The organism is Solwaraspora sp. WMMB762 (assembly GCF_049179115.1).
GTDB lineage: Bacteria > Actinomycetota > Actinomycetes > Mycobacteriales > Micromonosporaceae > Micromonospora_E.
The window spans coordinates 2,865,066-2,888,271 of record NZ_JBMHMD010000001.1; the positions used below are offsets into that span (position 1 = coordinate 2,865,066).

Sequence of the window (23,206 nt, forward strand, 5' to 3'; positions counted from 1 at the left end):
CCCCCCGGCATCGGTTCAAGGGACTCAGCGGATGTCTGGAGTGGTGGACCTGGCCACACCGCCAGCCCGTTCCGGCTCAGACGCCTTCACGGTAGCGGAGGGCCCGGCCCGCCAGATCTCCGGGTGCCGACCGGGCCAGCCGGTCCGCTCCTCCAGCTGAGCGGCCGCGGCCAGCACGGTGGCGTCCGCGCCACCGCGGCCGGTCAGCAGAACTCCCACCGGTTGCCCGGCCGTACTCTGCGCCACCGGGACGGACACCGACGGTTGCCCAGTGACGTTGAACACCGCACAGTACGGCGAGAAGCGCCGCTGCCGGTCGAAGTCCTCGGCCGGGTCACCCGTTTCGGTGAACCAGCCGACCGGGGCCTGCGGAGCGCTCAACGTCGGGCACAGCAGCAGGTCCAGCCCGACCACCGCGTGCATCGCCCGGCGTACCTGGACCTGCAGCTCGGCCAGGGTGGCGACCAGCGTCGCGGCGCTGATCGCGTTGCCCCGGCGACGCAGCAGCCGGGTCAACGGCAACAGCCGCGCCTCCCGTTCCGGTGGCACCGGGGCCAGCGCGAGCACGTACCAGACGGTCTCGAACAGCGGCCACAGGTCCGGGCCGAGCGGCGCCGGAACGTCGACCACCTCGTGGCCGGCGTCGGCGAGCAGCGCGGCCGCCGTGTCCACCGCCGCCAGGCAGTCCGCATGCACCGGTTCGTCGGCGAGCATCGGGGTGGTGAACCGGCCGATCCGCAGCCGGCCGGGGTCCGCGCGACGGGCCGCCGCCAGATAGCCGCCGGACGGCGGTGGCGGCGCCAGGTACGGCTCACCGGGCACCGGCACCGCCATCGCGTCGAGCATCGCGGCCGCGTCGGCGACGGTCCGGGCGATCGGCCCGTGGCTGGGCAGGCCGAAGCCGCCAGCGCCGAGTGGGCCGCCGGAGACGACCCCCCGGGTCGGCTTGTAGCCGACCAGGCCGCAGAGCGCGGCCGGGATCCGGCACGACCCGCCGCCGTCCGAGCCCTGCGCGAACGGCACCAGCCCAGCGGCCACCGCCGCCGCCGCTCCCCCGCTGGAGCCGCCGGCGGTGCAGGCCAGATCCCACGGGTTACGCGCCGGCGGCGCCACCTCCCCCTCGGTGTAGAGCGAACAGCCCAGCTCGGCGGCGGTGGTCTTGCCGAGGCTGACGGTGCCGGCGGCACGCAGCAGGCGGACCACGTCCGCGTCGACGCTCGGCACGTAGTCGGCGAACGCCGCCGAGCCGAAGGTGGTGCGGACCCCGGCGGTGAGGGTGAGGTCCTTGATCGCCACCGGTACGCCGTACAGCGGGCCGGGGTGCTGCCGGGGCCGGGTGCCCGGCGGGACCCGATCGAGGGCGACGGCCTGCTCCCGGGCGTGATCGGCGGTGACCGTGACGAACGCCCCGACGGTGTCCGAGTGGGCGTCGATCCGGGCCAGGTAGTGCTCGACGATCTCGGTGCCGCTCAGCTCGCCCCGGCGGATCGCGGCGGCCTGCTCCAACGCGGTCAGATCATGGATCTGCGACATTGGCCGATCCTGGCAGGTCACTCGCCGGCCGCAGCGGCCAGGTACGGGTGACCTGACCGGGCGCCGGTTCACCCGGGAGGGGGAGGCATAGCCGGCGCCGGGACGGGAAGTCGGGCCAGCGGGCTCCGGCCGTCGGCACGGCACACCGGTCGCCGCCGACGCAGCCGGCATCGCCGGCCGGCCGGAGCGTAGTCGGGGGGAGATCATGCCAGGAGTGAGCCATCCGGTCCGGACGCTGGCCGGACTCGCCGCCGCCGTGCTGATCGGCACGGTGGCGGCCGGGGTCGACGCGTCGCCGGCGTACGCGGGCAGCACCTACGTGGAGGCCGATCCGAGCACCGTGAACGCCGGTGGCCGGGTGACCATCCGGGCCAGCTGCGGGGACGACAACACCAGCCAGGCGACCGTCGAGTCGGACGCGTTCGGGCGGGTGATCGTGATGCCGGACCAGGACGTGCTGACCGGCCAGGTGACGGTGCCCGGCAGCAAACGTCCCGGGCGCTACCCGGTCGACCTGCAGTGTCAGAACGGGAACACGGCGACGACCACCCTGACCGTGACCGGCACGGCGCACCCGACCAGAGGCCCGGACGCCGGAGGCGGCGGCACCGCGTCGGCCAGCACCGGCTCCGGCGGCTCGGCCCTGCTGGTCGGCGGTATCGCCGCGATCGGGCTGGGCGCCGGGATCGCGCTGTTCGCGATGCGCCGTCGACGCGCCGACTCCGGCGCGTAACCAGCGGGCGGCCAGATGGTCCGTCCTACCCCGGCTGGCGGCCGCCCGGGCGGCTGGGTGCTCCCGTTCCTGACCCAGGTCACGGCGGCGGGTACCACGACGCACACGGTGGCGCCCCGGGTGTCGACCTACGGTCAGCCGAGGCCGACACCGCCACATCGGCCGACGGACGAAGTGGGGGATCCGCCGGCGGACGGGGCGACGGATCCGCCGACGGACGGGGCGGCGTACCCGGCGTACCCGGCGTACCCGGCGATCCCCGGCACGGCCCGCGGGGTGGCCCGTGCCCCGCTGCGTGGGGTGGCCGCGGTGCCGGGTGCCGCCGGTCGCCGCAGCGTCAACGGGCCCGCCGCCAACCGTCGTGCACCGCACGGCCCACCCCGGCGACGGCGGGGCTGGCCCGGGTTCGGGTCGCTGCGCCCGGGTCGACGCCGGGCCGAGGCGGCTGCCGCCCAGCGGGTGGCGGTGGGTGGCTACCGGGGTCGCCCGGACGCGCCGTCACGGTGGAGTCCGGTCGCGCTGGTGCTGATCGTGGCGGGCGTCTTCGTCGCCGGGTTCGGCTTCGAACGGGTGACCGGCACCCCGCTCGGGCAGTGGCTGCCCGGAGCGCACCGCGCGACGCCCGAGACGCACCCGCCGTTGGGTGCCAGCGACCCGGTCAGCCTCGCCATCCCGGCGTTGAACCTGCAGGCCGCGGTGCACGACGTCGGGTTGGCCGAGGACGGCACGATCGCGGTTCCGGAACTGAACCGGCACAACGAGGCCGGCTGGTACGTGGCCAGCCCGACGCCGGGTGAGAACGGCCCGGCGGTCATCGTCGGCCACGTCGACACCAGTACCGGTCCGTCGGTGTTCCACCGGGCCGCCACGCTGCACCCGGGGGCGCAGATCCAGGTCCGCCGGATGGACCGGTCGGTGGCGCTGTTCGAGGTCACCTCGGTAGAGCAGTTCGACAAGTCGTCCCTGCCGGTGGACCGGGTGTACGACGACTTCAGTCACCCCGGGCTGCGTCTGATCACCTGCGGTGGTCAGTGGGTCGGTGGTTCCACCGGGTACGCGGACAACGTCGTCGTCTTCGCGTCACTGGTCGGCGCCCAGCACGGCTGACCGCCGCAGCCGGGTCAGGCGACGGCTTCTGACTCGGACGACAGGTCGAGCCAGTCGGCCCAGCGCGGATCCGGCGCACGGTGCCCGAGCACCCGCCAGGCGGTGCCCTTCGGGGCAGCCGGCGGCGACGGCAGCCGCCAGCCCAGCTCGGCCGGGGTCCGGTCGCCCTTGCTGTGGTTGCAACGGGCGCACGCGGCGACGACGTTCTCCCAGATGTGCCGGCCACCACGGCTGCGGGGAAAGACGTGGTCGATGGTCTCCGCCGGACCCCGGCAGTACGCGCACCGCCAGCCGTCGCGGGCGAAGATCGCCCGGCGGGAGAGGCCGACGTGGGTCCGGTAGGGCACCCGAACGTAGCGGGTGAGCCGCACCACCGACGGCACCGGCAGGCAGTGCCGGGCACTGTGCAGCATGCCCTCGCCGTCGGCGACGCAGACCGCCTTGGCGGACAGGACCAGGATCGCGGCCCGGCGTACGGATACGACACACAGCGGCTCATACGTCGCGTTGAGCACCAACGAACCGGAGCCCACCGTGGGTCGTATGTCAGGCATCCCGCTCACCCTCTCGGTTGTGTTCCCACCCGCTCCTAGTGCCGACTGCGACTCGACGCGGACCGACGGTCGGACCGCGACCGGCGCTGGCGAATCGCCAGCGCCCGTGCGCCAATAGTCCCCGATAGATGACCCAAATGCACGTACTATTCGGGCCTGACCCCTCGGGCGTTCGGCCGATGGCTGGTCGCTGGCCTGTTCCGCCTGGTCAGGCCGACAGTGTGGGTCGGCCGCCGACCGGGCAGGGCGGTACGGTACGAATTGACGGTGACCGCACGATCGCCCGCCCGCGCTGACCCCGAGCCTCCCGACCCGGCGGCCGGGGCAGCGGCGACCGACCCGCCGTACCAGTGGGCTCAACCGGAGCCGCAGCCCTCGGTGAGCCCGGTGTGCCCCGACGACGACCCGGTCTGCAGCCAGGTGCTCGACTGGACCGGGCTGCCGTGGCTGGCGGAGGGGAGCTTCTGGCTACTGGTCAAACCCCTGCGGATCGTGCTGATCGTCGTGGTGGCGGTGGTGCTGCGGTACCTGCTGCACCGGGCCATCCGCCGGCTGGTGACCAGTACCTCGACGGTCGCCGGGCCGACCATCCTGCGGCCGCTGCGAGAACGGACACCGCCGGCTGGGACGGTGGTGATGCCGGAACGGCGGCGGCAACGCGCCGAGGCGATCGGCTCGGTGCTGCGCAGCACGGTGAGCGCGACCGTGTTCGGGATCGCCGTACTGCTGGTGCTTGGCGAACTGAGCTTCAACCTGGCACCGCTGCTGGCCAGCGCCGGCATCGCCGGCATCGCGCTGGGTTTCGGGGCGCAGACCCTGGTGAAGGACTTGCTCGCCGGGCTGTTCATGCTGCTGGAGGATCAGTACGGCGTCGGCGACATCGTCGATCTGGGTGAGGCCACCGGCGTGGTCGAGGCGGTGGGTCTGCGGATCACCACGGTCCGGGACGCCCGGGGCGTGCTCTGGTACATCCGCAACGGGGAGATCATCCGGGTCGGCAACAAGAGCCAGGGCTGGGCCATGGTGGTGGTCGACATGCCGGTCGGCTTCGCCGACACCGAGCAGGCCACCGCGGTGTTGCGTACCGCCGCCCTGGGCGTGGCCGCCGACGAGGAGATGGCCGGTCACTTCGTGGAGCCGCCGGACGTGCTCGGCGTCGAGCAGGTCACGGTCGACGGCGCGGTGATCCGTACGGTCGCCAAGACCACCGCCGAGGGGCAGTTCGTGGTGGGCCGCGAGTTGCGCCGTCAGCTGGCCGCGGCACTGCACACCTCCGGGATCTCGGCACAGATCGTGGCTGGGCGGATGTTCGTCACCCGTGGGTCGGGAGGTGGGCAGGAGGAGCCCGGCCAGGGCGGAACGACTTGACCGGTCACCGGGACGGCGTGTCCGAGTACCGGGACGACGTGTCCGCCTCGGCCGACTAGCAGGGACTATGCACCGTATGGCGAACTGGTTGTCATCCGAATGTTTAGTCGGAGTGACGACAAACCAGCCGTTCACACTAGCCAGATGTCACCCGATCGGGCATGATCCGGGACGAGTGTCATCGGAGTGTCACCACCACTTCGCTCAGCCGTACGTCCGGGACGTTCCCCGGTAGCACCCGCCACGAGCGGGTGCCGCCGAGAACGATGGAGGCGCCGTCCGTGTCCGACGAGGCACAAACCGCCGGGAGTCCGGCGACCTTCCGCGAGGTGTTCGCGGCGGATGAGTTCCGCTTTCTTTTCGTCTCGGTGGCGCTGTCCTGGATCGGCGACTACATCGCGAAGGCAGCGGTCACCGTCCTGGTCTACCGGGAGACGGAGTCGGTGGCCCTGTCGGCCGCCGCCTTCGCGGTCAGCTTCCTGCCCTGGTTGATCGGTGGTCCGCTGCTCACCACGGTCGCCGAGCGGCACCCGTACCACCGGGTGATGATCACCACCGATCTGATCCGGATGGCCCTGATCGCCGTGGTCGCCACCCCCGGCCTGCCGGTCTGGGCGATGATCAGCCTGCTGTTCTGCACCACCCTGGCGAATCCGCCGAACCAGGCCGCCCGGTCCGCGCTGATGCCCACCGTGCTGACCGGTGACCGGCTGATCGTGGGGCTGTCGCTGATCGCCAGCACCGGCCAGCTCGCCCAGGTCGGCGGCTACATCGCCGGCGCGGCGATCGCCTCCGTCAACCCACGGGCGGCGTTGCTGTTGAACGCGACCACCTTCGCCGTCTCGGCCCTGGTGATCCGGCTCGGGGTCCGGGCCCGGCCGGCGGCCACCACCCCGGACCGCCGCCAACACCTGCTCCGCGAGACCGCCGAGGGCTTCCAGCTGGTGTGGCGGACCGACGTGCTGCGGGCCATCGCGATCCTGGTCTGGACGGTCCCGCTGTTCGCCATCGTGCCGGAGGGGTTGGCCGCCGCCTGGGCGGCGGAGCCGGGGGTGTCCGACTCCGAGCGGGGTCTCGCCCAGGCGATGATCATGGCGGCGAGTCCGACCGGCTACATCGTCGGCGGGCTGCTGATCGGCCGGCTGGTCCGTCCAGGCCGCCGCCGCAGACTGATCCGACCGTTCGCGGTGATCGCCCCGCTGGCGCTGGTCCCCACTCTGCTCGACCCGTCGCCGCCGGTGGTGGCGGTGCTCGCCGGGGTCTGCGGCTTCGCGGTGGCCGGTTTGCTGCCGGTGACCAACGGGCTGTTCGTCCAGGCGTTGCCGCACGGTTACCGGGCCCGCGCGTTCGGCGTGATCGCTACCGGCATCCAGGTCGGCCAGGGAGCCGCGGTGCTGGTCACCGGCCTGCTCGCCGACCGGTTCGACATCCCGACCGTGGTCGGGTTGTGGAGCCTGACCGGTGCGGTGGTGATCTCCCTGGCGCTGCTGCGGTGGCCGGCCGAGGAGCGCTTCGACGCGGCGATCGCCGCCGTCGCAGCCGCTCCCGGTGCTGCGACCGGTGCCGCTCCTGGTGCCGCGACCGGCGGTGGTTCCAGCGCAGCCGGCACAGGGACCGCCGACACAACGGAGACACCGGGCACTTCCGCCGCCGGCTCTGCCGCTGGCGCGGCGGCCAGCAACGGCAACCCCGTACCGCAGGCCCGTGACGCGCAGCAGGCCGACGAGGTCGGCAGCGCCTGAGCCCGCGCTGGCGCTGGCGCCGGCGCCGGCGCACACCATGCCCGCACGCCCGCGCCATGCCGCACCGGGGACCGCCGGGCGCGGACCGGCTGGCAGGATGGAGTGGTGACAGCGTCAGATCCTGCCAACGACTCGGCCGGCGCGGCGCCCGCGGCCGGCGGTCCCGCCCCGACCTTCTTCGCCGCCATCGGCGGCGAACCCGCCTTCCGCCGGCTCGTTGACGAGTTCTATGCCGGCGTCGCCACTGATCCGCTGCTTCGCCCGATGTATCCGGAGCAGGATCTGGGGCCGGCTGCGGAGCGACTGACCCTGTTCCTGATGCAGTACTGGGGCGGCCCCGGCACGTACTCCGAGCAGCGTGGGCACCCCCGGCTGCGGATGCGGCACGCACCGTTCCGGATCGGTCCGGCGGAGCGGGACGCCTGGTTGACCCACATGCGCCGGGCGGTCGACCGGCTGGACCTGCATCCGGAGCTCGCCGGGATGCTCTGGGACTACCTGGAGCGTGCCGCCTACTTCATGGTCAACGAGATGGACCCGTCCGATCCGCCCCGGCGCGACCTGGCCGGCGGCTGACCGGCCGTCAGAGCAGGGCACCCTCGTCGTGCAGCCAGTCGACGAAACTGGTCGCCACGGCCGCTCCGCAGTCCAGCAGTTCGACCAGCAGCGCGTCGTTGGCTCCGGCGGCGAGTGGGACCTGCAGCTCGGCGTAGATGGGCAACTGGCCACGGTCGGTGGGGTCGCCGACGTACGCCTTGCAGAACCGTCTGGTGTGGTTCCACTCGTTGACCACCCGGTAGGCACGGTCTGCCCAGTCGGGCGGCACGGTGGAGTGCGGTCGGGCGCGGACCACCAGGATCTCGTCCTCCGGCCCTTCGAGGGTGAACAGGACGGCGTGCCGCTCCCACATCGCCAGCAGGCTGCCGTCGCCGTCCGCGAGATACCGGATGTCCAACATGTCCAGTGCGGTGCCGATCCGGCGGAGGGTCACCGGCACCACCTGCGGCGATAATTCCTTGCCCGCTGCCGCGGCCGGCGACGAGATCGGGCAGGACGGCCCTACCGGCCTGGTCGGCCCGAGTTCAGCCGACGACGACCGGGGCGTCTGCTCCGGCGTTCGTGGCGCGGGCGGGCCAAGCCGGACACCGCTGTCCACTCCGGTCCTGCTTCGGGTATCCGGCTCACCGCCATCTGCGTGACCGGAGCGCCACGACCACCATGGCATTATCCGCACCTCACTCCCCAGCGGATCCGGGCGCCTACGTTGCGTCGGATCCGAGGCCCGACGGTACCCGGATAGCCGTTCCTAGGCACCCCCCCAACGGACCCCCCGAACCAGAGGGATGAGGGAGCATCATACTTTCGGCTGAGTGATCGTCGGCGTGAGTGCAAGATTGTTAACTCTTTGTGTCCAGGCCACTCCGAACGGCGCATCAAGCGCTACCCAATTGCCTACTGTCCCGACCCGTACCACCGACTGAAGTGGATCCACGGGGCGGCCCGGCAGGTCGGTCCGGTCCCGACAGTCGACCGGCTCCGACCGACCGACCGGCCCCTCGGCCGTGCCGAGGAAGCCCATCCGGGCCACTGCCTGTACCAGCCCCTGGCGGATCTCGATCCGCTCGCCGGTCGGACCGTCGACGGTCACCACCACGGCCACGTGGTCGAGCAAAGCGTCCCGTACCGACCGCTGGCCCACCGCCCGTCCACCGACGCCCTGCGTCTCGGCGGCCCGCAGGGTGCCGGCCGCCGCCACCGCGACCCGTCGCAGATCGGCCGCCGGCACCACCTCGACGACCCGCGCCGGGCCGGGCGGCAACGGCCACCGCCACGCGCTGTCCCGGCGCGGCGGCAGCCCGGTGGCGACCGCCGTCAGCCGGGCCAGCAGCTCCGCGGCGGACACCGTGGCGTCCCCCGGGCCGGGCCCCGCCACGGTCCGCTGCACCAGGACCGCCCACGGCAGGCGGGCCCAGAGCTCGGTGTGGTCCCGACCGACCGACCGCAGCCGCACCGGCGCGCCGGGGTCCAGCCGTACCAGCCGGGCCAGGAACGCGCCGGCGTCGGCCAGCCCGGTCAGCCGGTGACCGGCCGACGCCGAGTCGGCCCGGGGCGTCCGGGGCGTCCGGCCGGCCATCATGCGGCGGCGGCCGGCCGGACGTACGGCAGCAGGAAGGCCCGCTCCGCCTCGGTCAGCCGGCGCGGCCGCCCCTGCTCCAGGTCGAACGGCACCAGCACCGAACGGGCCCGGCTGACCAGCAGGTCGCCGTCGAACATCTCGTAGGCGACCGTGAACCGCGACGGACGGACCTGCTCGATCCAGAGTTCGATCCGGACGGTCGGTGCCTGATCGGCGGTCGACCGGCCCATCCGGTAGTCGACCGGGCGCAGGTAGTCGACCTCGTGCCGGTGGATCAGCACCCCGTCGGCGAACGAACCGACGCCCCAGGCCCGCCCGCCGGAGAACATCAACGCGACCCGGGCTTCCTCGTACAGCGTCAGGAACCGGGCGTTGTTGACGTGCCCGTACGCGTCGAGGTCGGACCAGCGCAGCGCGGCGTGGAACGTGTAGCGCTGGCCACCGCCGGCGGCCGGGACCTCGCCGGTCGTCGACGAGCCCCCGGCCAGTGCCGCATCAGTCACGGGTCAGCTTGCGGTAGGTCACCCGGTGCGGCCGGGCCGCTTCCGCGCCGAGCCGGTCGATCTTGTTCTTCTCGTACGCCTCGAAGTTGCCCTCGAACCAGAACCACTTCGCCGGGTTGGTGTCGTCGCCCTCCCAGGCCAGAATGTGCGTGGCGACCCGGTCCAGGAACATCCGGTCGTGGGAGATGACCACAGCGCAGCCGGGGAACTCCAGCAACGCGTTCTCCAGGCTGGACAGCGTCTCCACGTCGAGGTCGTTGGTCGGCTCGTCGAGCAGGATGACGTTGCCGCCGATCTTCAAGGTGAGCGCCAGGTTGAGCCGGTTACGTTCACCACCGGACAGCACCTTGGTCGGCTTCTGCTGGTCGGGGCCCTTGAAGCCGAACGCGGCCACGTACGCCCGGGACGGCATCTCGACCTTGCCGACCATCAGGTGGTCCAGCCCGTCGGAGACCACCTCCCAGACCGTCTTGCTGCTGTCCAGGCCGGAGCGGTTCTGGTCGACGTACGACAGCTCCACGGTCTCGCCGACCCGGACCTGGCCGCTGTCCGGCTGCTCCAGCCCGACGATCGTCTTGAACAGCGTGGTCTTACCGACGCCGTTCGGGCCGATGATGCCGACGATGCCGTTGCGCGGCAGCGAGAAGCTCAGGTCGTCGATGAGGACCCGGTCGCCGAAGCCCTTCTTCAGGTTCACCGCCTCGATGACGGTGTTGCCCAACCGCGGCCCCGGCGGGATCTGGATCTCCTCGAAGTCCAGCTTGCGGGTCTTCTCCGCTTCGCTGGCCATCTCCTCGTAGCGGTCCAGCCGGGCCCGGGACTTGGTCTGGCGTGCCTTGGCGTTGGACCGGACCCATTCCAGTTCCTCGCCGAGGCGCTTCTTCAGCTTGGCGTCGCGACGACCCTCGACCGCCAGCCGGGCGGCCTTCTTCTCCAGGTACGTGGAGTAGTTGCCCTCGTACGGATAGGTCCGGCCGCGGTCCAGCTCGAGGATCCAGTTGGCGACGTTGTCCAGGAAGTAGCGGTCGTGGGTGATCGCCATAACGGTGCCGGCGTACTTGGCCAGGTGCTGCTCCAGCCAGTGCACGCTCTCCGCGTCCAGGTGGTTGGTGGGCTCGTCGAGCAGCAGCAGGTCCGGCGCCTCGAGCAGCAGTTTGCACAGCGCGACGCGACGCCGTTCACCGCCGGAGAGCTGGGTCACCTCGGCGTCCGGTGGCGGGCAGCGCAGCGCGTCCATCGCGAGTTCGAGCTTGGAGTCGATGTCCCAGGCGTCAGCGTGGTCCAGCTCCTCCTGCAGCTGACCCATCTCGGTCATCAGCTCGTCGGAGTAGTCGGTGGCCATCTGCTCGGCGATCTTGTTGAACCGCTCCAGCTTCGCCTTGGTCTCGGCGACCGCCTCCTCAATGTTGCCGAGCACCGTCTTCGCGTCGTTGAGCGGCGGTTCCTGGGCGAGCATGCCGACGGTGTAGCCGGGCATCAGCCGGGCGTCGCCGTTGCTCGGCCGGTCCATACCCGCCATGATCTTCAGCAGGCTGGACTTGCCGGCGCCGTTCGGGCCGACCACACCGATCTTGGCACCCGGCAGGAAGTTGAGCGTCACGTTGTCCAGCACGACCTTGTCGCCGTGCGCCTTGCGCGCCTTTTCCAGGACGTAGATGAACTGGGCCACGGTGCGGCCTACCTCCAGAACTCTCGTGGGACCCGTCGGTACGGGCAGGTCACGACCCCGCGTACCGGCCGCCGGCACCGACCGGAGCGGCTGCGGGTGGTACGCGGTACGCGGTCGTGCGCGGTACGACGGTCCGATCGGTGCGTACGCCGTTGTCAATCCTGACAGGTCCGACGCCCCAGCCGCACCTCACCCCACCGGACGGCCGGGATCTTCGCGCCAGTGTTACCTGCCTCATTGCGCCCGGCCGGGTTTCGATGTCCTGATCAGCTGGGCACCAAGAGGGGGACGGGGGTCCGCCCGTCTGGCCCGCACAGTACGCTCATGGCGGTCCCGTAATCACCGGAGGTGTACGGAACGTGACGGTTCGGAGCTCGTTCGTAGTGGTCGCCAACCGCCTGCCGGTGGACGAGGTGACCACGCCGGAAGGTCGCCAGTGGCGGCGCAGCCCCGGCGGTCTGGTGACCGCCCTGCACCCGGTGCTCGCCGCGCACCAGGGCACCTGGGTCGGCTGGGCCGGTGGCGCCGGTGCGGCACCGGAGCCCTTCGACCTCGAAGGCATCCGGCTGCACCCGGTCCCGCTGAGCGCCGAAGAGCTGGAACGGTACTACGAAGGTCAGTCCAACGCCACCATCTGGCCGCTGTACCACGACGCGGTCGAGACGCCGGCGTTCAAGCGCCGCTGGCGGGAGGCGTACCGGGTGGTCAACGCCCGGTTCGCCGAGGCGGCAGCGGAGGTCGCCGACGAGGGTGCCACGGTGTGGGTGCAGGACTACCAGCTGCAGTTGGTGCCGGCCATGCTCCGGGAGATCCGCCCGGACCTGCGGATCGGCTTCTTCCTGCACATCCCGTTCCCGCCGATCGAGCTGTTCATGCAGATGCCGCAGCGCGCCGAGATCCTGCGCGGGCTGCTCGGCGCCGACCTGGTCGGTTTCCAGCAGCGACTGGCCGCGCAGAACTTCGTCCGGCTGGCCCGCCACCTGCTCGGGCTGCGGTACGAGGGCCAGATGATCCAGGTCGACGGCCGCAAGGTCAAGGCGGGTGCATTCCCGATCTCGATCGACGTTCCGGAGATGGAACGGATGGCCCACGACGCGACGGTGGAGGCGCGGGCGAAGCAGATCCGCGCCGAGCTGGGGGATCCGAAGACGGTGATCCTCGGGGTGGACCGGCTCGACTACACCAAGGGGATCGAACTCAGGCTGAAAGCGTTCCGGGAACTTCTTGCTGACGGAAAGCTGACAGTTCCGGACGCGGTTATGGTGCAGGTTGCCACCCCCAGCCGCGAGCGGGTCGAGCACTACCAGGCACTTCGGGTCAAGGTTGAGCGCGAAGTTGGCCGGATTAATGGTGAATTCGGCCGGGTGGGTGTGCCCGCCGTGCACTACCTGCACCAGTCGTACAGTCGCAGTGAACTCGCCGCGCTCTACCGCGCGGCCGATGTGATGATGGTGACACCACTGCGAGACGGAATGAACCTGGTGGCCAAGGAGTACGTCGCGGCCCGCGCCGACACCGGCGGTGCCCTCGTGCTCAGTGAGTTCGCCGGCGCGGCAACGGAGCTGCGTCAAGCGTTCCTGTGCAACCCGCACGACCCGGACGGCGTCAAGGATGCCCTGTTGCGGGCGGTGCACGTCGACAGTTCCGAGGCCCGGCGGCGGATGCGGATCATGCAGCGCCATCTGCGGACCCATGACGTCGGCCACTGGGCCCGCTCCTTCCTCACAGAACTCGGTGTGCCCGAGACGGAGGAATGAATGAGAACGTCCGTCCTTGACGGGGACGTACGCGCGGCCGCGGATCAGATCGATCCCGAGCTGCGCGCGGCGATCGGGCGGATCGCCCGGATGCCGATACTGCTGGTGGCCTGCGACTACGACGGCACCCTCGCACCGATCGTCGAGGACCCGACCCGAGCCGTACCGCTACCGGAGTCGGTCGCGGCGGTGCGGGCGCTGGCCGCGCTTCCACAGACCACCGTCGCGGTGGTCTCCAGCCGGGCGCTGCGCGACCTCGCCGCGCTGTCCCGGCTGCCCAGCGAGGTCCATCTGGTCGGCAGCCACGGGTCCGAGTTCGACATCGGCTTCGTCGAACGGCTGGCCCCCGAGCAACTGCAGGTGCACTCCCAGCTCAAGCGGGAGCTACGGCAGCTGATCAAGGACCAGCCCGGGGTACGGCTGGAGGTCAAACCGGCCAGCGTCGCGGTGCACACCCGGGGCGCCGATCCGGCGGTCGCCGAAGCGGTCGTCGCGGCGGTCAACACTGGACCGGCCGCCTGGCCCGACGTCACCGTCACCCAGGGCAAGGAAGTCGTCGAACTGTCGGTGGTCGCCACCGACAAGGGCACCGCCCTGGACCAGATCCGCACCCAGACGTCGGCCAGCGGCGTGCTGTTCATCGGCGACTCGATCACCGACGAGAGCGCCTTCGCCAACCTGCACGGCCCGGACGTCGGCATCAAGATCGGCGACGGCGACACCCGGGCGCCGTTCCGGGTCGCCGAACCGATCGACGCCGCGCGGGTGCTCGGCGTCCTGCTGGAGACCCGGCGCAACTGGCTCTACGGCGAGCACGCGGTGCCGATCGAGCGCCACTCGATGCTGGCCAACGGCCGGACCATCGCGCTGCTCACCCCGGACGCCAAGGTGACCTGGCTGTGCCATCCCAAGCCGGACTCGTCGGCGATCTTCGCCGATCTACTCGGCGGCGCACCGGCCGGGCACTTCGCCGTCGCACCGGCCCGCGGCGGGTTCCCGCTGGGGCAGCGCTACCGGCCCGGCACGATGACCGTGGAGACCCGCTGGTCGGGGCTGACCGTCACCGACTGGCTGGACCACCCGCCGGCCGAGTCCTCCGCCGGCGACACGGTGCTACCGGGCGCCGACTCCACCCTGGTCCGGGTGCTCACCGGCACCGGGCAGGCACAGCTGGAGTTCGCCCCGCGCCCCGAGTTCGGCCAGGTGGCCGTGCAGCTGCAGCCGCTCGGTGACGGGCTGCTGGTGCTCGGCTCCAACGAGCCGGTGGCGCTCTACTCCCCCGGGGTGGAGTGGAAGGTCGTCGACGACGGCGGTCGGGAAACCGCCCGCGCTCTGGTCGACCTGGCCGCACTCGACGGCATGCTCACCATGGAGCTGCGGTTCGGCTCGCACAGCCTGGAACACCACACCGTCACCGTGCAGCAGCGCCAGTCCACCGCAGAACAGCCGTGGCGGGAGTGGGTCCGGCAGCTGAAGCTGCCGAACACCGGCCGGGAGCTGGTCGCCCGCAGCGCGCTCACCCTGCGGGGGCTGTGCCACGAGGCGACCGGCTCGATCCTCGCCGCCGCGACCACCTCACTGCCCGAGGAGCTCGGCGGGGTACGCAACTGGGACTACCGGTACTGCTGGCTGCGGGACGCGGCGATGAGCGCCCGGGCGTTGGTCGACCTCGGCTCGCTGGCCGAGGCCGAGGCGTTCCTACGCTGGGTGGACGGCTGCGTCGAGCGCACCGGCGGCCACCCGGAGCGGCTGCACCCGCTCTACACGGTGGAGGGTCTGGAGCTGGGCGCGGAGGCGGTCATCGACACCCTCCCCGGCTACGCCGGCTCCCGCCCGGTGCGGGTCGGCAACCTGGCCAACCACCAGCTGCAGCTCGACGTGTTCGGGCCGATCGCCGACCTGCTCGCGGTGGTCGCCGACGCCCGTGGTGCCGTGCACGACGACGAGTGGCGGGTGCTGGAGGCGATGGTGCAGGCGGTCGAACGCCGCTGGCACGAGCCGGACCACGGCCTGTGGGAGGCTCGGCTCGCTCCCCGGCACCATGTCTTCTCCAAGGTCATGTGCTGGATGACGGTGGACCGGGCGCTGCGGATGGCGGGCCGGCACGGCGGCGGCGAACGGCCGGACTGGGTCGAGCTGCGCGACCGGATCGGCCGCAACGTGCTGGAACACGGCTGGCACGCCAAGGCCGGCGCGTACACGGTCGCCTACGGCGACGAGGAGATGGACGCCTCCTCGCTGTGGATCGGGCTGTCCGGGCTGCTGCCCGACGACGACCCGCGGTTCCTCGCCACGGTGCTCAAAGTGGAGGCGGACCTGCGCAGCGGCCCAGTGGTGTACCGCTACCGGTGGGACGACGGGTTGCCCGGCCGGGAGGGCGGGTTCCACATCTGCACCGCCTGGCTGATCGAGGCATACCTGCGCACCGGGCGGCGCGGTGACGCCGAAGAGCTGTTCGAGCAGATGATCGACACCGCCGGCCCGACCGGTCTGCTGCCCGAGCAGTACGATCCGCTCGCCGAACGCGGGCTGGGCAACCATCCCCAGGCGTACAGCCATCTGGGGCTGATCCGGTGCGCCCTGCTGCTGGACGACATGCTCAAGCTCTGAAACCGGGGCTGGTCCGGCGCGCCGCTCCCCCGGCGCGCCGGACCGCTCAGTCCTCGGTCCGGTCGGCTCGATCGGTTGGCCGGTCGGCTCGATCGGTCGGCACGTCCAGCGTGCCGACCACGTCGCCGACGACCACCACGGCCGGCGGCCGCAGCCCGGCGGCTGCGGCCTCGCCGGCCACCGCACCCAGGGTCGACGTCAGCGCCCGCTGGGCACCGGTGGTCGCCTCCTGCACCACCGCCGCCGGGGTCTCCGCGCCACGGCCGTTGGCGAGCAGCGTCTCGGCGATCGCCGGCAGGTTCTTCAGCCCCATCAGCACCACCAGGGTGCCGCGCAGCCGGGCGAGCGCCGGCCAGTCGACGAGCGACAGCCGGTGCCCCGGCGGCAGGTGGCCGGAGACCACGGTGAACTCGTGGGCCACCCCCCGGTGGGTGACCGGGATACCGGCGGCGGCGGGTGCCGCGACCGAACTGCTCACGCCGGGCACCACCGACACCGGTACGCCCGCCCCGACGCAGGCCAGCAGCTCCTCGCCGCCCCGGCCGAACACGTACGGGTCACCGCCCTTGAGCCGGACCACGACGGACCCGGCCCGGGCCCGGTCCACCAGGATCCGGTTGATCTCCTCCTGGGCGGCAGCCGGGCCGTACGGGATCTTCGCGGCGTCGACCAGCTCGACCCGGGCGGGCAGCTCGTCCAGCAGCAGCCCCGGCACCAGCCGGTCGGCGACCACCACGTCGGCTTCGGCGAGCGCGCGGCGGCCCTTCACGGTGATCAGTTCCGGGTCGCCGGGGCCGGCGCCGACCAGGACCACCCGGCCGGTCGGGCCGGGGCCGGCGGTGGCCGGTGCCTCCCCGGCGGTGCCGGCAACCGGGATGGTGCCGTCGGCCAGCCGCTGGTCGATCGCGTCCCGGACCCGGACCGCCCGCTGCGGGTCCCCGCCGCCGAGCACCGCCACGGTCACCGGGCCGTGCCGGGTCACCGCCGGGGTCCAGGCGGTCGCCTCGGTCCGGTCGTCGGCCCGTACGCAGAACACCCGCCGGGGCTCAGCGGCGGCGCTGACTTCGGCCGCCGCCGCCGGGTCGTCGACGGCGACCTGGACCAGCCAGGCACCGTCGAGGTCACCGGGCTGGAACCGCCGCTGCCGCCAGCCCAGCCGACCGGCGGTGACCAGGCCGTGCAATGCCGGGGTCAGCTCGGGTGACACGACGAGCACGTCGGCTCCGGCGTCCAGCAACGCCGGCACCCGCCGGGTGGCGACCGTGCCGCCGCCGACCACCAGCACCCGCCGGCCGTCCAGCCGCAGCCCCAGTGGGTAAAGGTTCACTTCTCGGAAACTCCCGCCGCGTCGAAGGTGGCCACCTCGTGCAGGACCCGGACCGCACTGGCCACCATCGGCCAGGCGAGCAGGGCGCCGGTGCCCTCTCCCAGGCGCAGCTCCAGGTCGACCAGTGGGTGCAGGCCGAGCTGGCGCAGCCCAACGGTAGCCCCCGGCTCCACCGAACGGTGCCCGGCGACCATCGCGGCGGTGGTGTGCGGGGCCAGGGCCGCCGCGGCCAGCGCGGCGGCCACCGCGCTGACCCCGTCCAGGATCACCGGGATCCGCCGGGCGGCGGCGCCGAGCAGGAAGCCGCAGAGCGCCGCGTGTTCCAGCCCGCCGAGCGCGGCCAGCACCCCGACCGGGTCGGCCGGGTCCGGCCGGTGCCGGCGCAGCGCCGCCTCCACCACGGACACTTTCCGCTGGTACGTCTGCTCGTCGACCCCGGTGCCCCGGCCAGTGACGTCAGCCGCCGTCGCACCGGTGAAGCCGGCGATCAGGGCCGCCGCCGCAGTGGTGTTGGCGATTCCCATGTCACCGGTGAGCAGGCTGGCGGCGCCACCGTCGTGCAGGTCGCCGGCGACCCGGATACCCACCTCGATGGCGGTACGGGCCTCGTCGACGGTCATCGCCGGCCCGCTGGACAGGTCGGCGGTGCCGGGGCGTACCCGGGCCGACACAAGCCCGTCGGCGGGCTCCAGCGGCGCGGCCACGCCCACGTCGACCACGGTGACGCTGGCCCCCATCTGCCGGGCGAAGGCGTTCACCACCGCGCCGCCGGCCAGGAAGTTGGCCACCATCTGCGCGGTGACCTCCTGCGGCCAGGGGGTGACCCGCTGCCGGTGCACCCCGTGGTCGGCGGCGAAGACGGCCACCGCGCCGGGCTCGGACAGCGGTGGCGGGCAGGCCGCGGCGAGGCCGGCGAGCCGTACCGAGAGCTCCTCCAGCGCGCCGAGTGAGCCGGCCGGCTTGGTCAGCCGGGCGTGCAGTGCGCGGGCCTGCGTCATCGCGTCGCCGTCCGGTGGCCGGATCCGCGCCAGGGTCGCCTCGATCAGTGAGCCGGTCGGGCCGTCGGGCACAGGACCTCCAGAGCCGTCGGGCATCAGTCCTCCACGACCATCGGGCATCAGTCCTCCACGACCGTCGGGCATCAGTCCTCCAGGGTGGTCGACAACACGGAGACGAAGGCGTCGGTGGTGGCAGTGTCCCGTACCGCGATCCGCAGCCAGTCGACACCCAGCCCGGGGAAGGTGTCACCGCGGCGTACCGCGTAGCCCCGCTCACGCAGCCGGTGCCGCACCCGCTGCGCACCGGCGACGTGGATCAGGACGAACGCGCTGGCCGGGGTGCCGGCCACGGTGACCCCGGGCAGTTCGGCGAGCCGTCGGACCAGGTGGGCGCGCTCGGCGGCGAGCGCGGCGGCGAACCGGCGTTCGGCGCCTACCGCCCGGCGGCTGGCGCACACCTCGGCGGCGACCAGCGCCGGAGTGGCGACCGGCCACAGCGGCGCCGCGGTGGCGAGCCGGCGCAGCAGCGGCTCCGGGCCGAGCAGGTAGCCGATCCGCAACCCGGCCAGTCCCCAGGTCTTGGTCAGGCTGCGCACCACGACGAGTCCGGGCAGGTCGCGCCGGTCGGCCAGCGACTGCGGTTCGCCCGTAACGCCGGCGGCGCAGGTGGTGTCGGCGAACGCCTCGTCGACGACGACGACCCGGCCCGGTCGGGTGAGCGCGGCGACCGTCTCGGCGGGGTGCAGCACCGACGTCGGGTTGGTCGGGTTGCCGATGAGCACCAGGTCCGCGTCGGCCGGGACGAGGGCGGGGTCGAGGGTGAACCCGGTGTCGGCGGACAGCAGCGCCCGGTCGACCCGGTGCCCGGCGTTGCGCAGGGCGGCTTCCGGCTCGGTGAACTGCGGGTGCACCACTACCGGGCGGCGGGCGTCGCGCAGCGCCTGGGCGATCAGGACGAAGCCCTGGGCGGCGCCGGCGGTGAGCAGCACCTCGCTGGCGGGCCGGCGGTGCCGGGCGGCGACGGCCGTGACAGCGGCCCGCTGGTCGGGGTAGCGGGCGAGGTCGCGCAGGCTGGCAGAGACCGGTTCGGTCAGCCAGCGCGGCGGTTCGCCGACGCGGACGTTGACCGCCAGGTCGATCAGGCCGGGGGTGGCCTCGACGTCGCCGTGGTGCCCGAGATCGTACTCCTGCATGGTGGCGATCATGCCGGGCGGGCGGGATGAAATCGACGAAGGGTGACGCTTGTGACACGATTCGTCTTATGGTGTTAATCCTTTTGGTCACTTTTTGTGGCTGTCCGGCTTAGCTTTGGGCCGTGAGGAAACGCACCCGCCACCCAGCTCGCAGTGGCCGCCTCGTCCAACTGCTCCGGGCCGGTCTGATCGCCGGTGTCGTGGTCGCCGCCGCCGCGTACCCGATGGCCGCCGTCGCCGGTCTCGGCGTCATCGCCAGCACCAAGGCGATCGACCAGATCCCCAGCGAGCTGCGCGAGGCCCAGCCCGCCCAGACGTCGTACGTCTACGCCGCCGACGGCAAGACCCTGGTGACGATGTTCTACGAGGAGCACCGCAAGTACGTACCGCTGACCGAGATGTCGCCGTTCATCCAGCAGGCCATCGTCGCCTCCGAGGACAACCGGTTCTACCAGCACTCCGGCGTCGACCCGAAGGGCGTCGCCCGGGCGTTCGTCGCCAACCAGCAGGCCGGCGGGGTGTCCCAGGGCGGCTCCACCCTGACCATGCAGTACGTCCGGCTCGCCCTGCAGCAGACCGCCCAGAACCCGCTGGAGCTGCAGGCGGCCACGGCACAGACCCCCGGCCGCAAGATCCGGGAGATCCGGATCGCGATGGAGCTCGAGAAGCAGATGTCCAAACCGGAGATCCTGGAGCGGTACCTCAACGCCGCCTACTTCGGTCACCGGGCGTACGGCATCTACGCCGCCGCGGAGATCTTCTTCTCCAAGCACCCGAAGGCGCTGACCGCCAGCGAGGCCGCGCTGATCGCCGGACTGGTCAAGGCACCGTCGGAGTACGACCCGGCGACATCGGACCAGGCCGCCGCCACCGAGCGGCGCAACTACGTGATCGACCGAATGGCCGACCTGGGCTACCTCTCCCCGGTCGCCGCCGAGCAGGCCAAGGCCGAACCGATCCGGCTCAACCTGAGCACCCCGCCGAACGAGTGCGTGTCGGTGCCGCAGGAGCACAACGACTGGGGCTTCTTCTGCGACTACCTCAAGTCCTGGTGGATGAGCCAGAAGGCGTTCGGCGACAGCCCGTCCGAGCGGCTGGCCAACCTGCGTACCGGCGGGTACCGGATCGTCACCAGCCTCGACCCCGGCATCCAGAAGGTCGCCCAGGAACAGGTCACTTCCCGGGAGTCGATCGGCAGCCCGTTCGCGCACGGCCTGGTGGCGGTCGAACCCGGCACCGGACAGGTCAAGGCGATGGCGGTCAACCGGGTCTACTCGCTCGACCAGACCGACAACGGCCAGCACTCCAACCCCAACCTGCGGGAGAAGGTCAAAGGCAACTACCCGAACACGGTGACACCGCTGCTCGGCGGCGGCGACCTGCCCGGGTACCAGGCCGGCTCGACCTTCAAGATGTTCACCATGCTGGCCGCGCTGGACGCCGGGATGCCGTTGCGCTCCGGGTTCAACGCGCCGCACCGGATCAACTCCATCTACGACGGCGGCCAGGGCTCCAGCAGCTGCGGCGGACGGTGGTGCCCGAGCAACGCCGACGGGTCGATGGCCGGTTTCCACTACATGTGGTCCGGGTTCGGTAAGTCGGTCAACACCTACTTCGTCTGGTTGTTGCAGCAGGTCGGCGCGGAGAAGGCGGTGCAGATGGCCGAGCGGCTCGGGCTGCGTTGGCGCACCGACGTCGACCGGCGCAACGCCTCACCGGAGTACGCCAGCAAGTGGGGTGCGTTCACCCTCGGCGTCTCCGACGTGACCCCGCTGGAGATGGCGAACGCGTACGCCACCATCGCCGCCGACGGCAGCCACTGCGAGGACTCCCCGGTGCTGGCGGTGGAGAACCCGGACGGCAGCCCGGTCACCTACCGGGCGTTGACCGGGGTCGACGTCGAGGTGGCAACCCCGCGCTGCCGGGCGGCCTTCTCGCCGGACGTGGCCCGGGCCGCCACCGACGCCGCCCGCTGCCCGGTCGGTGACCGCCCGGCCGCCGGCGGCTGTGGCGGCTGGGCCACCGCCGAAGGGGTCGCCAAGGCGGTCGGGCGGCCGGTTGCCGGCAAGACCGGTACCACCGACAGCACCCGGTCCGCCTGGTTCACCGGCTACACCCCGGACCTCGCCGTGGCCAGCTTCATCGCCGACCCGGACAACCCGTTCAACGCGGTCGGCGACTGGCAGTCGCAGAAGCCGGTGGACTCCGCCGCCGGCACGTTGAAGAACGCCCTCAAGGACAAGCCGGTACGCCAGTTCACTCCGCCGTCAGCCGAGATCGTCGGCTGAGGCCACCAGCACCGGCTCGGTGTCCTCGTCGTCGCCGACCGACGGCGGCCGCGGCCCGGCCGGATGCGGCGCGGCCGGATGCGAAGCGGGCGGGTAGGGGCCGGGCGGATGCGGGCCGGACGGGTGCGGCGGCACCGGCGGTCCGGGCTCGCCGGCCGGTGAGCCCGGACCGGGTGAGCCCGCCCCCGGGCGGCCGTCGGCGGCGGCGACCACCAGTCGCCGGGCGATCTCCGGCGCCCCCGCCCAGTGCAGCGTCAACTGGGAGGCGTGCACCCGACGCCAGACGAAGCCCTCCGGCACCCCGTTGCCCCAGGTCCACGCGGGGGTGTGGCCGGCACGCGGGGAAACCACCATCTGGTGCTGCTTGTAGCCGATCAGTCGGCCGCCGAGCGGCGCGACCGGGGTGGCCGCCCGCGACGTCGCCTCCCGGTAGCCGACGATCATCCGGTCGGTGGTCGACGCCGCCGCGTCGAACACCTCACCCATCGGCCGCCCGTCACACTCCCGGACCAGCCAGAGCAGCCCGGTCCCCTCGGCAAGCACCGGCCGACCGGACCGGGCGAGGTCGGCCACCGCGAGGGTCAACGCCCGGTTCGCCGACAACTCCGGCAGGTAGGTCTCCGGCAGCCCGCCGGGCAGCACCAGCGCCGCCGTCGCCTCCGGCAACGACTCGTCCCGCAGCGGATCGACCGGCACCACCGCGGCACCGGCGGCGGTGAGCAGTTCGACCGTCTCCGCGTAGCCGTAGATCAGCTCGGCGGTGCCGGCGACCGCGATCACCGGACGCCGGGCCGGCGGCGGCGCCGGCGGCACCCCGGCCGCCTCGGCCTCGGCCGCCAACGCGTCGCCGGCGGTCCACTCCGGCACCGGCAGCGGCGGCGCTGACCGGGCCATCGCCAGCACCAGGTCCAGGTCGACGGCCGCGTCCACCGCCTCACCGAGCCGGCGGATCAGCCGTACCGTGTCGATGCTGTGGTGGGCGACCGGCACCACCCCGGCCGGGCGCGGAATCCCCGCCGGCAGTTCGCCCCGGTGCAGCGCACCGAGCACCGGCACACCGATCTCGTCCAACGCGGTACGGAGCACCTGTTCGTGCCGCGCCGAGCTGACCCGGTTGAGGATCACCCCGCCGAGCCAGAGCAGTTCGTCGTACGCCCGGAAGCCGTGCACCAGCGCGCCCACCGACTGGCCCATCGTCGCCGCGTCCACCACCAGCAGCACCGGGGCGCGCACGGCGGTGGCGACGGTGGCCGTGGACGGGCTGTCCGGTCGGCTACCGAGACCGTCGAACAGCCCCATCGCCCCGGCGACCACGGCGATGTCGGCTCCGGCCGCACCGTGCGCCAGCAACGGACCGATCCGTCCGGAGCCCACCAGCATCGGGTCCAGGTTGCGGCCCGGACGCCCGGCGGCGGCACCCAGGTACGCGGCGTCGGTGTGGTCCGGCCCGACCTTCAGCCCGGCGGTGCTCAGCCCTCGGTGCCGCAGCGCGGCCAGCAGGCCGATCGCCACCGACGACTTGCCGTGGCCGGACGCGGGGGCGCTCACCACCAGGCGGGGCAGGGACGGCATCTACGACTCCTCTGTACGTACGGGTGGCGGGCGGTCCCGGGCCCGACGGACGCCCGGTGGGGTCGGCCGGACCGCCACCGACGGCATCGGTCGAACAGCCGCAAGACGATACCCG

The 23,206-nt window shown here is 72.5% G+C and carries 17 protein-coding genes and 1 pseudogene; 8 read left to right on the forward strand and 10 right to left on the reverse strand.

The features are described from left to right. Positions 1-24: 24 nt before the first annotated feature. Positions 25-1,533, reverse strand: coding sequence for an amidase (locus ACN27J_RS12755; RefSeq protein WP_421366266.1), 1,509 nt, complete (start codon positions 1,531-1,533; stop codon positions 25-27). A gap of 205 nt (positions 1,534-1,738) precedes the next feature. Here ACN27J_RS12755 and ACN27J_RS12760 point away from each other — a divergent pair, with 205 nt between their 5' ends. Next, positions 1,739-2,266: a hypothetical protein gene (locus ACN27J_RS12760; RefSeq protein ID WP_421366268.1), complete on the forward strand. Its 528-nt coding sequence runs from the start codon at positions 1,739-1,741 to the stop codon at positions 2,264-2,266. Between the two features lie 15 nt (positions 2,267-2,281). Next, positions 2,282-3,373 carry a class F sortase gene (locus ACN27J_RS12765; protein WP_421366270.1) on the forward strand — a complete coding sequence of 364 codons (1,092 nt, stop codon included), beginning with the start codon at positions 2,282-2,284 and terminating at the stop codon, positions 3,371-3,373. Between the two features lie 14 nt (positions 3,374-3,387). On the opposite strand, the gene ACN27J_RS12770 is transcribed toward ACN27J_RS12765, so the two are convergent. Then, positions 3,388-3,927 carry an HNH endonuclease gene (locus ACN27J_RS12770; protein ID WP_421366272.1) on the reverse strand — a complete coding sequence of 180 codons (540 nt, stop codon included), beginning with the start codon at positions 3,925-3,927 and terminating at the stop codon, positions 3,388-3,390. A 267-nt stretch (positions 3,928-4,194) separates the two neighbouring features. Here ACN27J_RS12770 and ACN27J_RS12775 point away from each other — a divergent pair, with 267 nt between their 5' ends. The 3 genes from ACN27J_RS12775 (at position 4,195) to ACN27J_RS12785 (ending at position 7,613) form a co-directional block, all read left to right on the forward strand. Beyond that, positions 4,195-5,295, forward strand: a complete 1,101-nt coding sequence (locus ACN27J_RS12775; RefSeq protein WP_421366274.1) for a mechanosensitive ion channel family protein — start codon at positions 4,195-4,197, stop codon at positions 5,293-5,295. 266 nt (positions 5,296-5,561) lie between these two features. Continuing rightward, the gene (locus ACN27J_RS12780) at positions 5,562-7,037 is read left to right on the forward strand and encodes an MFS transporter (protein WP_421366275.1); all 1,476 of its coding nucleotides are present in this window, start codon (positions 5,562-5,564) and stop codon (positions 7,035-7,037) included. A gap of 102 nt (positions 7,038-7,139) precedes the next feature. Beyond that, positions 7,140-7,613, forward strand: a complete 474-nt coding sequence (locus ACN27J_RS12785; RefSeq protein ID WP_421366277.1) for a globin — start codon at positions 7,140-7,142, stop codon at positions 7,611-7,613. A 7-nt stretch (positions 7,614-7,620) separates the two neighbouring features. On the opposite strand, the gene ACN27J_RS12790 is transcribed toward ACN27J_RS12785, so the two are convergent. The 4 genes from ACN27J_RS12790 to ettA all read right to left on the reverse strand — a co-directional run bounded on the left by ACN27J_RS12790 (position 7,621) and on the right by ettA (position 11,346). Then, positions 7,621-8,262, reverse strand: a complete 642-nt coding sequence (locus ACN27J_RS12790; protein ID WP_278170934.1) for a YbjN domain-containing protein — start codon at positions 8,260-8,262, stop codon at positions 7,621-7,623. Positions 8,263-8,391: 129 nt separating this feature from the next. After that, complete coding sequence (locus tag ACN27J_RS12795) at positions 8,392-9,174, reverse strand: hypothetical protein (protein ID WP_421366279.1); 783 nt, start codon at positions 9,172-9,174, stop codon at positions 8,392-8,394. After that, positions 9,171-9,587, reverse strand: coding sequence for an acyl-CoA thioesterase (locus ACN27J_RS12800; protein WP_421372216.1), 417 nt, complete (start codon positions 9,585-9,587; stop codon positions 9,171-9,173). Before ACN27J_RS12800 ends, ACN27J_RS12795 begins: the two co-directional genes overlap by 4 nt. An 82-nt stretch (positions 9,588-9,669) precedes the next feature. Further along, on the reverse strand, positions 9,670-11,346 hold the full coding sequence (ettA, locus tag ACN27J_RS12805; RefSeq protein ID WP_421366281.1) for an energy-dependent translational throttle protein EttA: 1,677 nt from the start codon (positions 11,344-11,346) through the stop codon (positions 9,670-9,672). 359 nt (positions 11,347-11,705) lie between these two features. Between ettA and ACN27J_RS12810 the strand changes: the two genes are divergently transcribed. Both ACN27J_RS12810 and otsB read left to right on the forward strand, forming a co-directional pair. Further along, on the forward strand, positions 11,706-13,103 hold the full coding sequence (locus ACN27J_RS12810; protein ID WP_123603184.1) for an alpha,alpha-trehalose-phosphate synthase (UDP-forming): 1,398 nt from the start codon (positions 11,706-11,708) through the stop codon (positions 13,101-13,103). Beyond that, complete coding sequence (gene otsB, locus ACN27J_RS12815) at positions 13,104-15,713, forward strand: trehalose-phosphatase (RefSeq protein WP_421366284.1); 2,610 nt, start codon at positions 13,104-13,106, stop codon at positions 15,711-15,713. A 46-nt stretch (positions 15,714-15,759) separates the two neighbouring features. On the opposite strand, the gene cobA is transcribed toward otsB, so the two are convergent. The 3 genes and pseudogenes from cobA to cobC all read right to left on the reverse strand — a co-directional run. Continuing rightward, positions 15,760-17,040, reverse strand: coding sequence for a uroporphyrinogen-III C-methyltransferase (gene cobA / locus ACN27J_RS12820; RefSeq protein ID WP_421366286.1), 1,281 nt, complete (start codon positions 17,038-17,040; stop codon positions 15,760-15,762). Continuing rightward, the gene (gene cobT / locus ACN27J_RS12825; RefSeq protein WP_421372217.1) at positions 17,037-18,086 is read right to left on the reverse strand and encodes a nicotinate-nucleotide--dimethylbenzimidazole phosphoribosyltransferase; all 1,050 of its coding nucleotides are present in this window, start codon (positions 18,084-18,086) and stop codon (positions 17,037-17,039) included. Before cobT ends, cobA begins: the two co-directional genes overlap by 4 nt. A 95-nt stretch (positions 18,087-18,181) precedes the next feature. Next, positions 18,182-19,273 (reverse strand): annotated as a pseudogene (gene cobC, locus ACN27J_RS12830) (Rv2231c family pyridoxal phosphate-dependent protein CobC); the annotation flags it as partial. A gap of 182 nt (positions 19,274-19,455) precedes the next feature. On the opposite strand from cobC, the gene ACN27J_RS12835 reads away from it, so the two are divergent. After that, positions 19,456-21,519, forward strand: coding sequence for a transglycosylase domain-containing protein (locus ACN27J_RS12835; protein ID WP_421372218.1), 2,064 nt, complete (start codon positions 19,456-19,458; stop codon positions 21,517-21,519). Here ACN27J_RS12835 and ACN27J_RS12840 read toward each other — a convergent pair. Then, the gene (locus ACN27J_RS12840) at positions 21,499-23,091 is read right to left on the reverse strand and encodes a cobyrinate a,c-diamide synthase (RefSeq protein ID WP_421366287.1); all 1,593 of its coding nucleotides are present in this window, start codon (positions 23,089-23,091) and stop codon (positions 21,499-21,501) included. The genes ACN27J_RS12835 and ACN27J_RS12840 overlap by 21 nt on opposite strands. Between the last annotated feature and the right edge of the window lie 115 nt (positions 23,092-23,206).

What these genes read in the sequence shown, in the direction of transcription:
- ACN27J_RS12755 (WP_421366266.1), bottom strand. Translation starts at nt 1,533, where the DNA reads ATGTCGCAGATCCATGATCTGACCGCGTTGGAGCAGGCCGCCGCGATC.
- ACN27J_RS12760 (WP_421366268.1), top strand. Translation starts at nt 1,739, where the DNA reads ATGCCAGGAGTGAGCCATCCGGTCCGGACGCTGGCCGGACTCGCCGCC.
- ACN27J_RS12765 (WP_421366270.1), top strand. Translation starts at nt 2,282, where the DNA reads ATGGTCCGTCCTACCCCGGCTGGCGGCCGCCCGGGCGGCTGGGTGCTC.
- ACN27J_RS12770 (WP_421366272.1), bottom strand. Translation starts at nt 3,927, where the DNA reads ATGCCTGACATACGACCCACGGTGGGCTCCGGTTCGTTGGTGCTCAAC.
- ACN27J_RS12780 (WP_421366275.1), top strand. Translation starts at nt 5,562, where the DNA reads ATGGAGGCGCCGTCCGTGTCCGACGAGGCACAAACCGCCGGGAGTCCG.
- ACN27J_RS12790 (WP_278170934.1), bottom strand. Translation starts at nt 8,262, where the DNA reads ATGCCATGGTGGTCGTGGCGCTCCGGTCACGCAGATGGCGGTGAGCCG.
- ACN27J_RS12795 (WP_421366279.1), bottom strand. Translation starts at nt 9,174, where the DNA reads ATGATGGCCGGCCGGACGCCCCGGACGCCCCGGGCCGACTCGGCGTCG.
- otsB (WP_421366284.1), top strand. Translation starts at nt 13,104, where the DNA reads ATGAGAACGTCCGTCCTTGACGGGGACGTACGCGCGGCCGCGGATCAG.
- ACN27J_RS12835 (WP_421372218.1), top strand. Translation starts at nt 19,456, where the DNA reads ATGGCCGCCGTCGCCGGTCTCGGCGTCATCGCCAGCACCAAGGCGATC.
- ACN27J_RS12840 (WP_421366287.1), bottom strand. Translation starts at nt 23,091, where the DNA reads ATGCCGTCCCTGCCCCGCCTGGTGGTGAGCGCCCCCGCGTCCGGCCAC.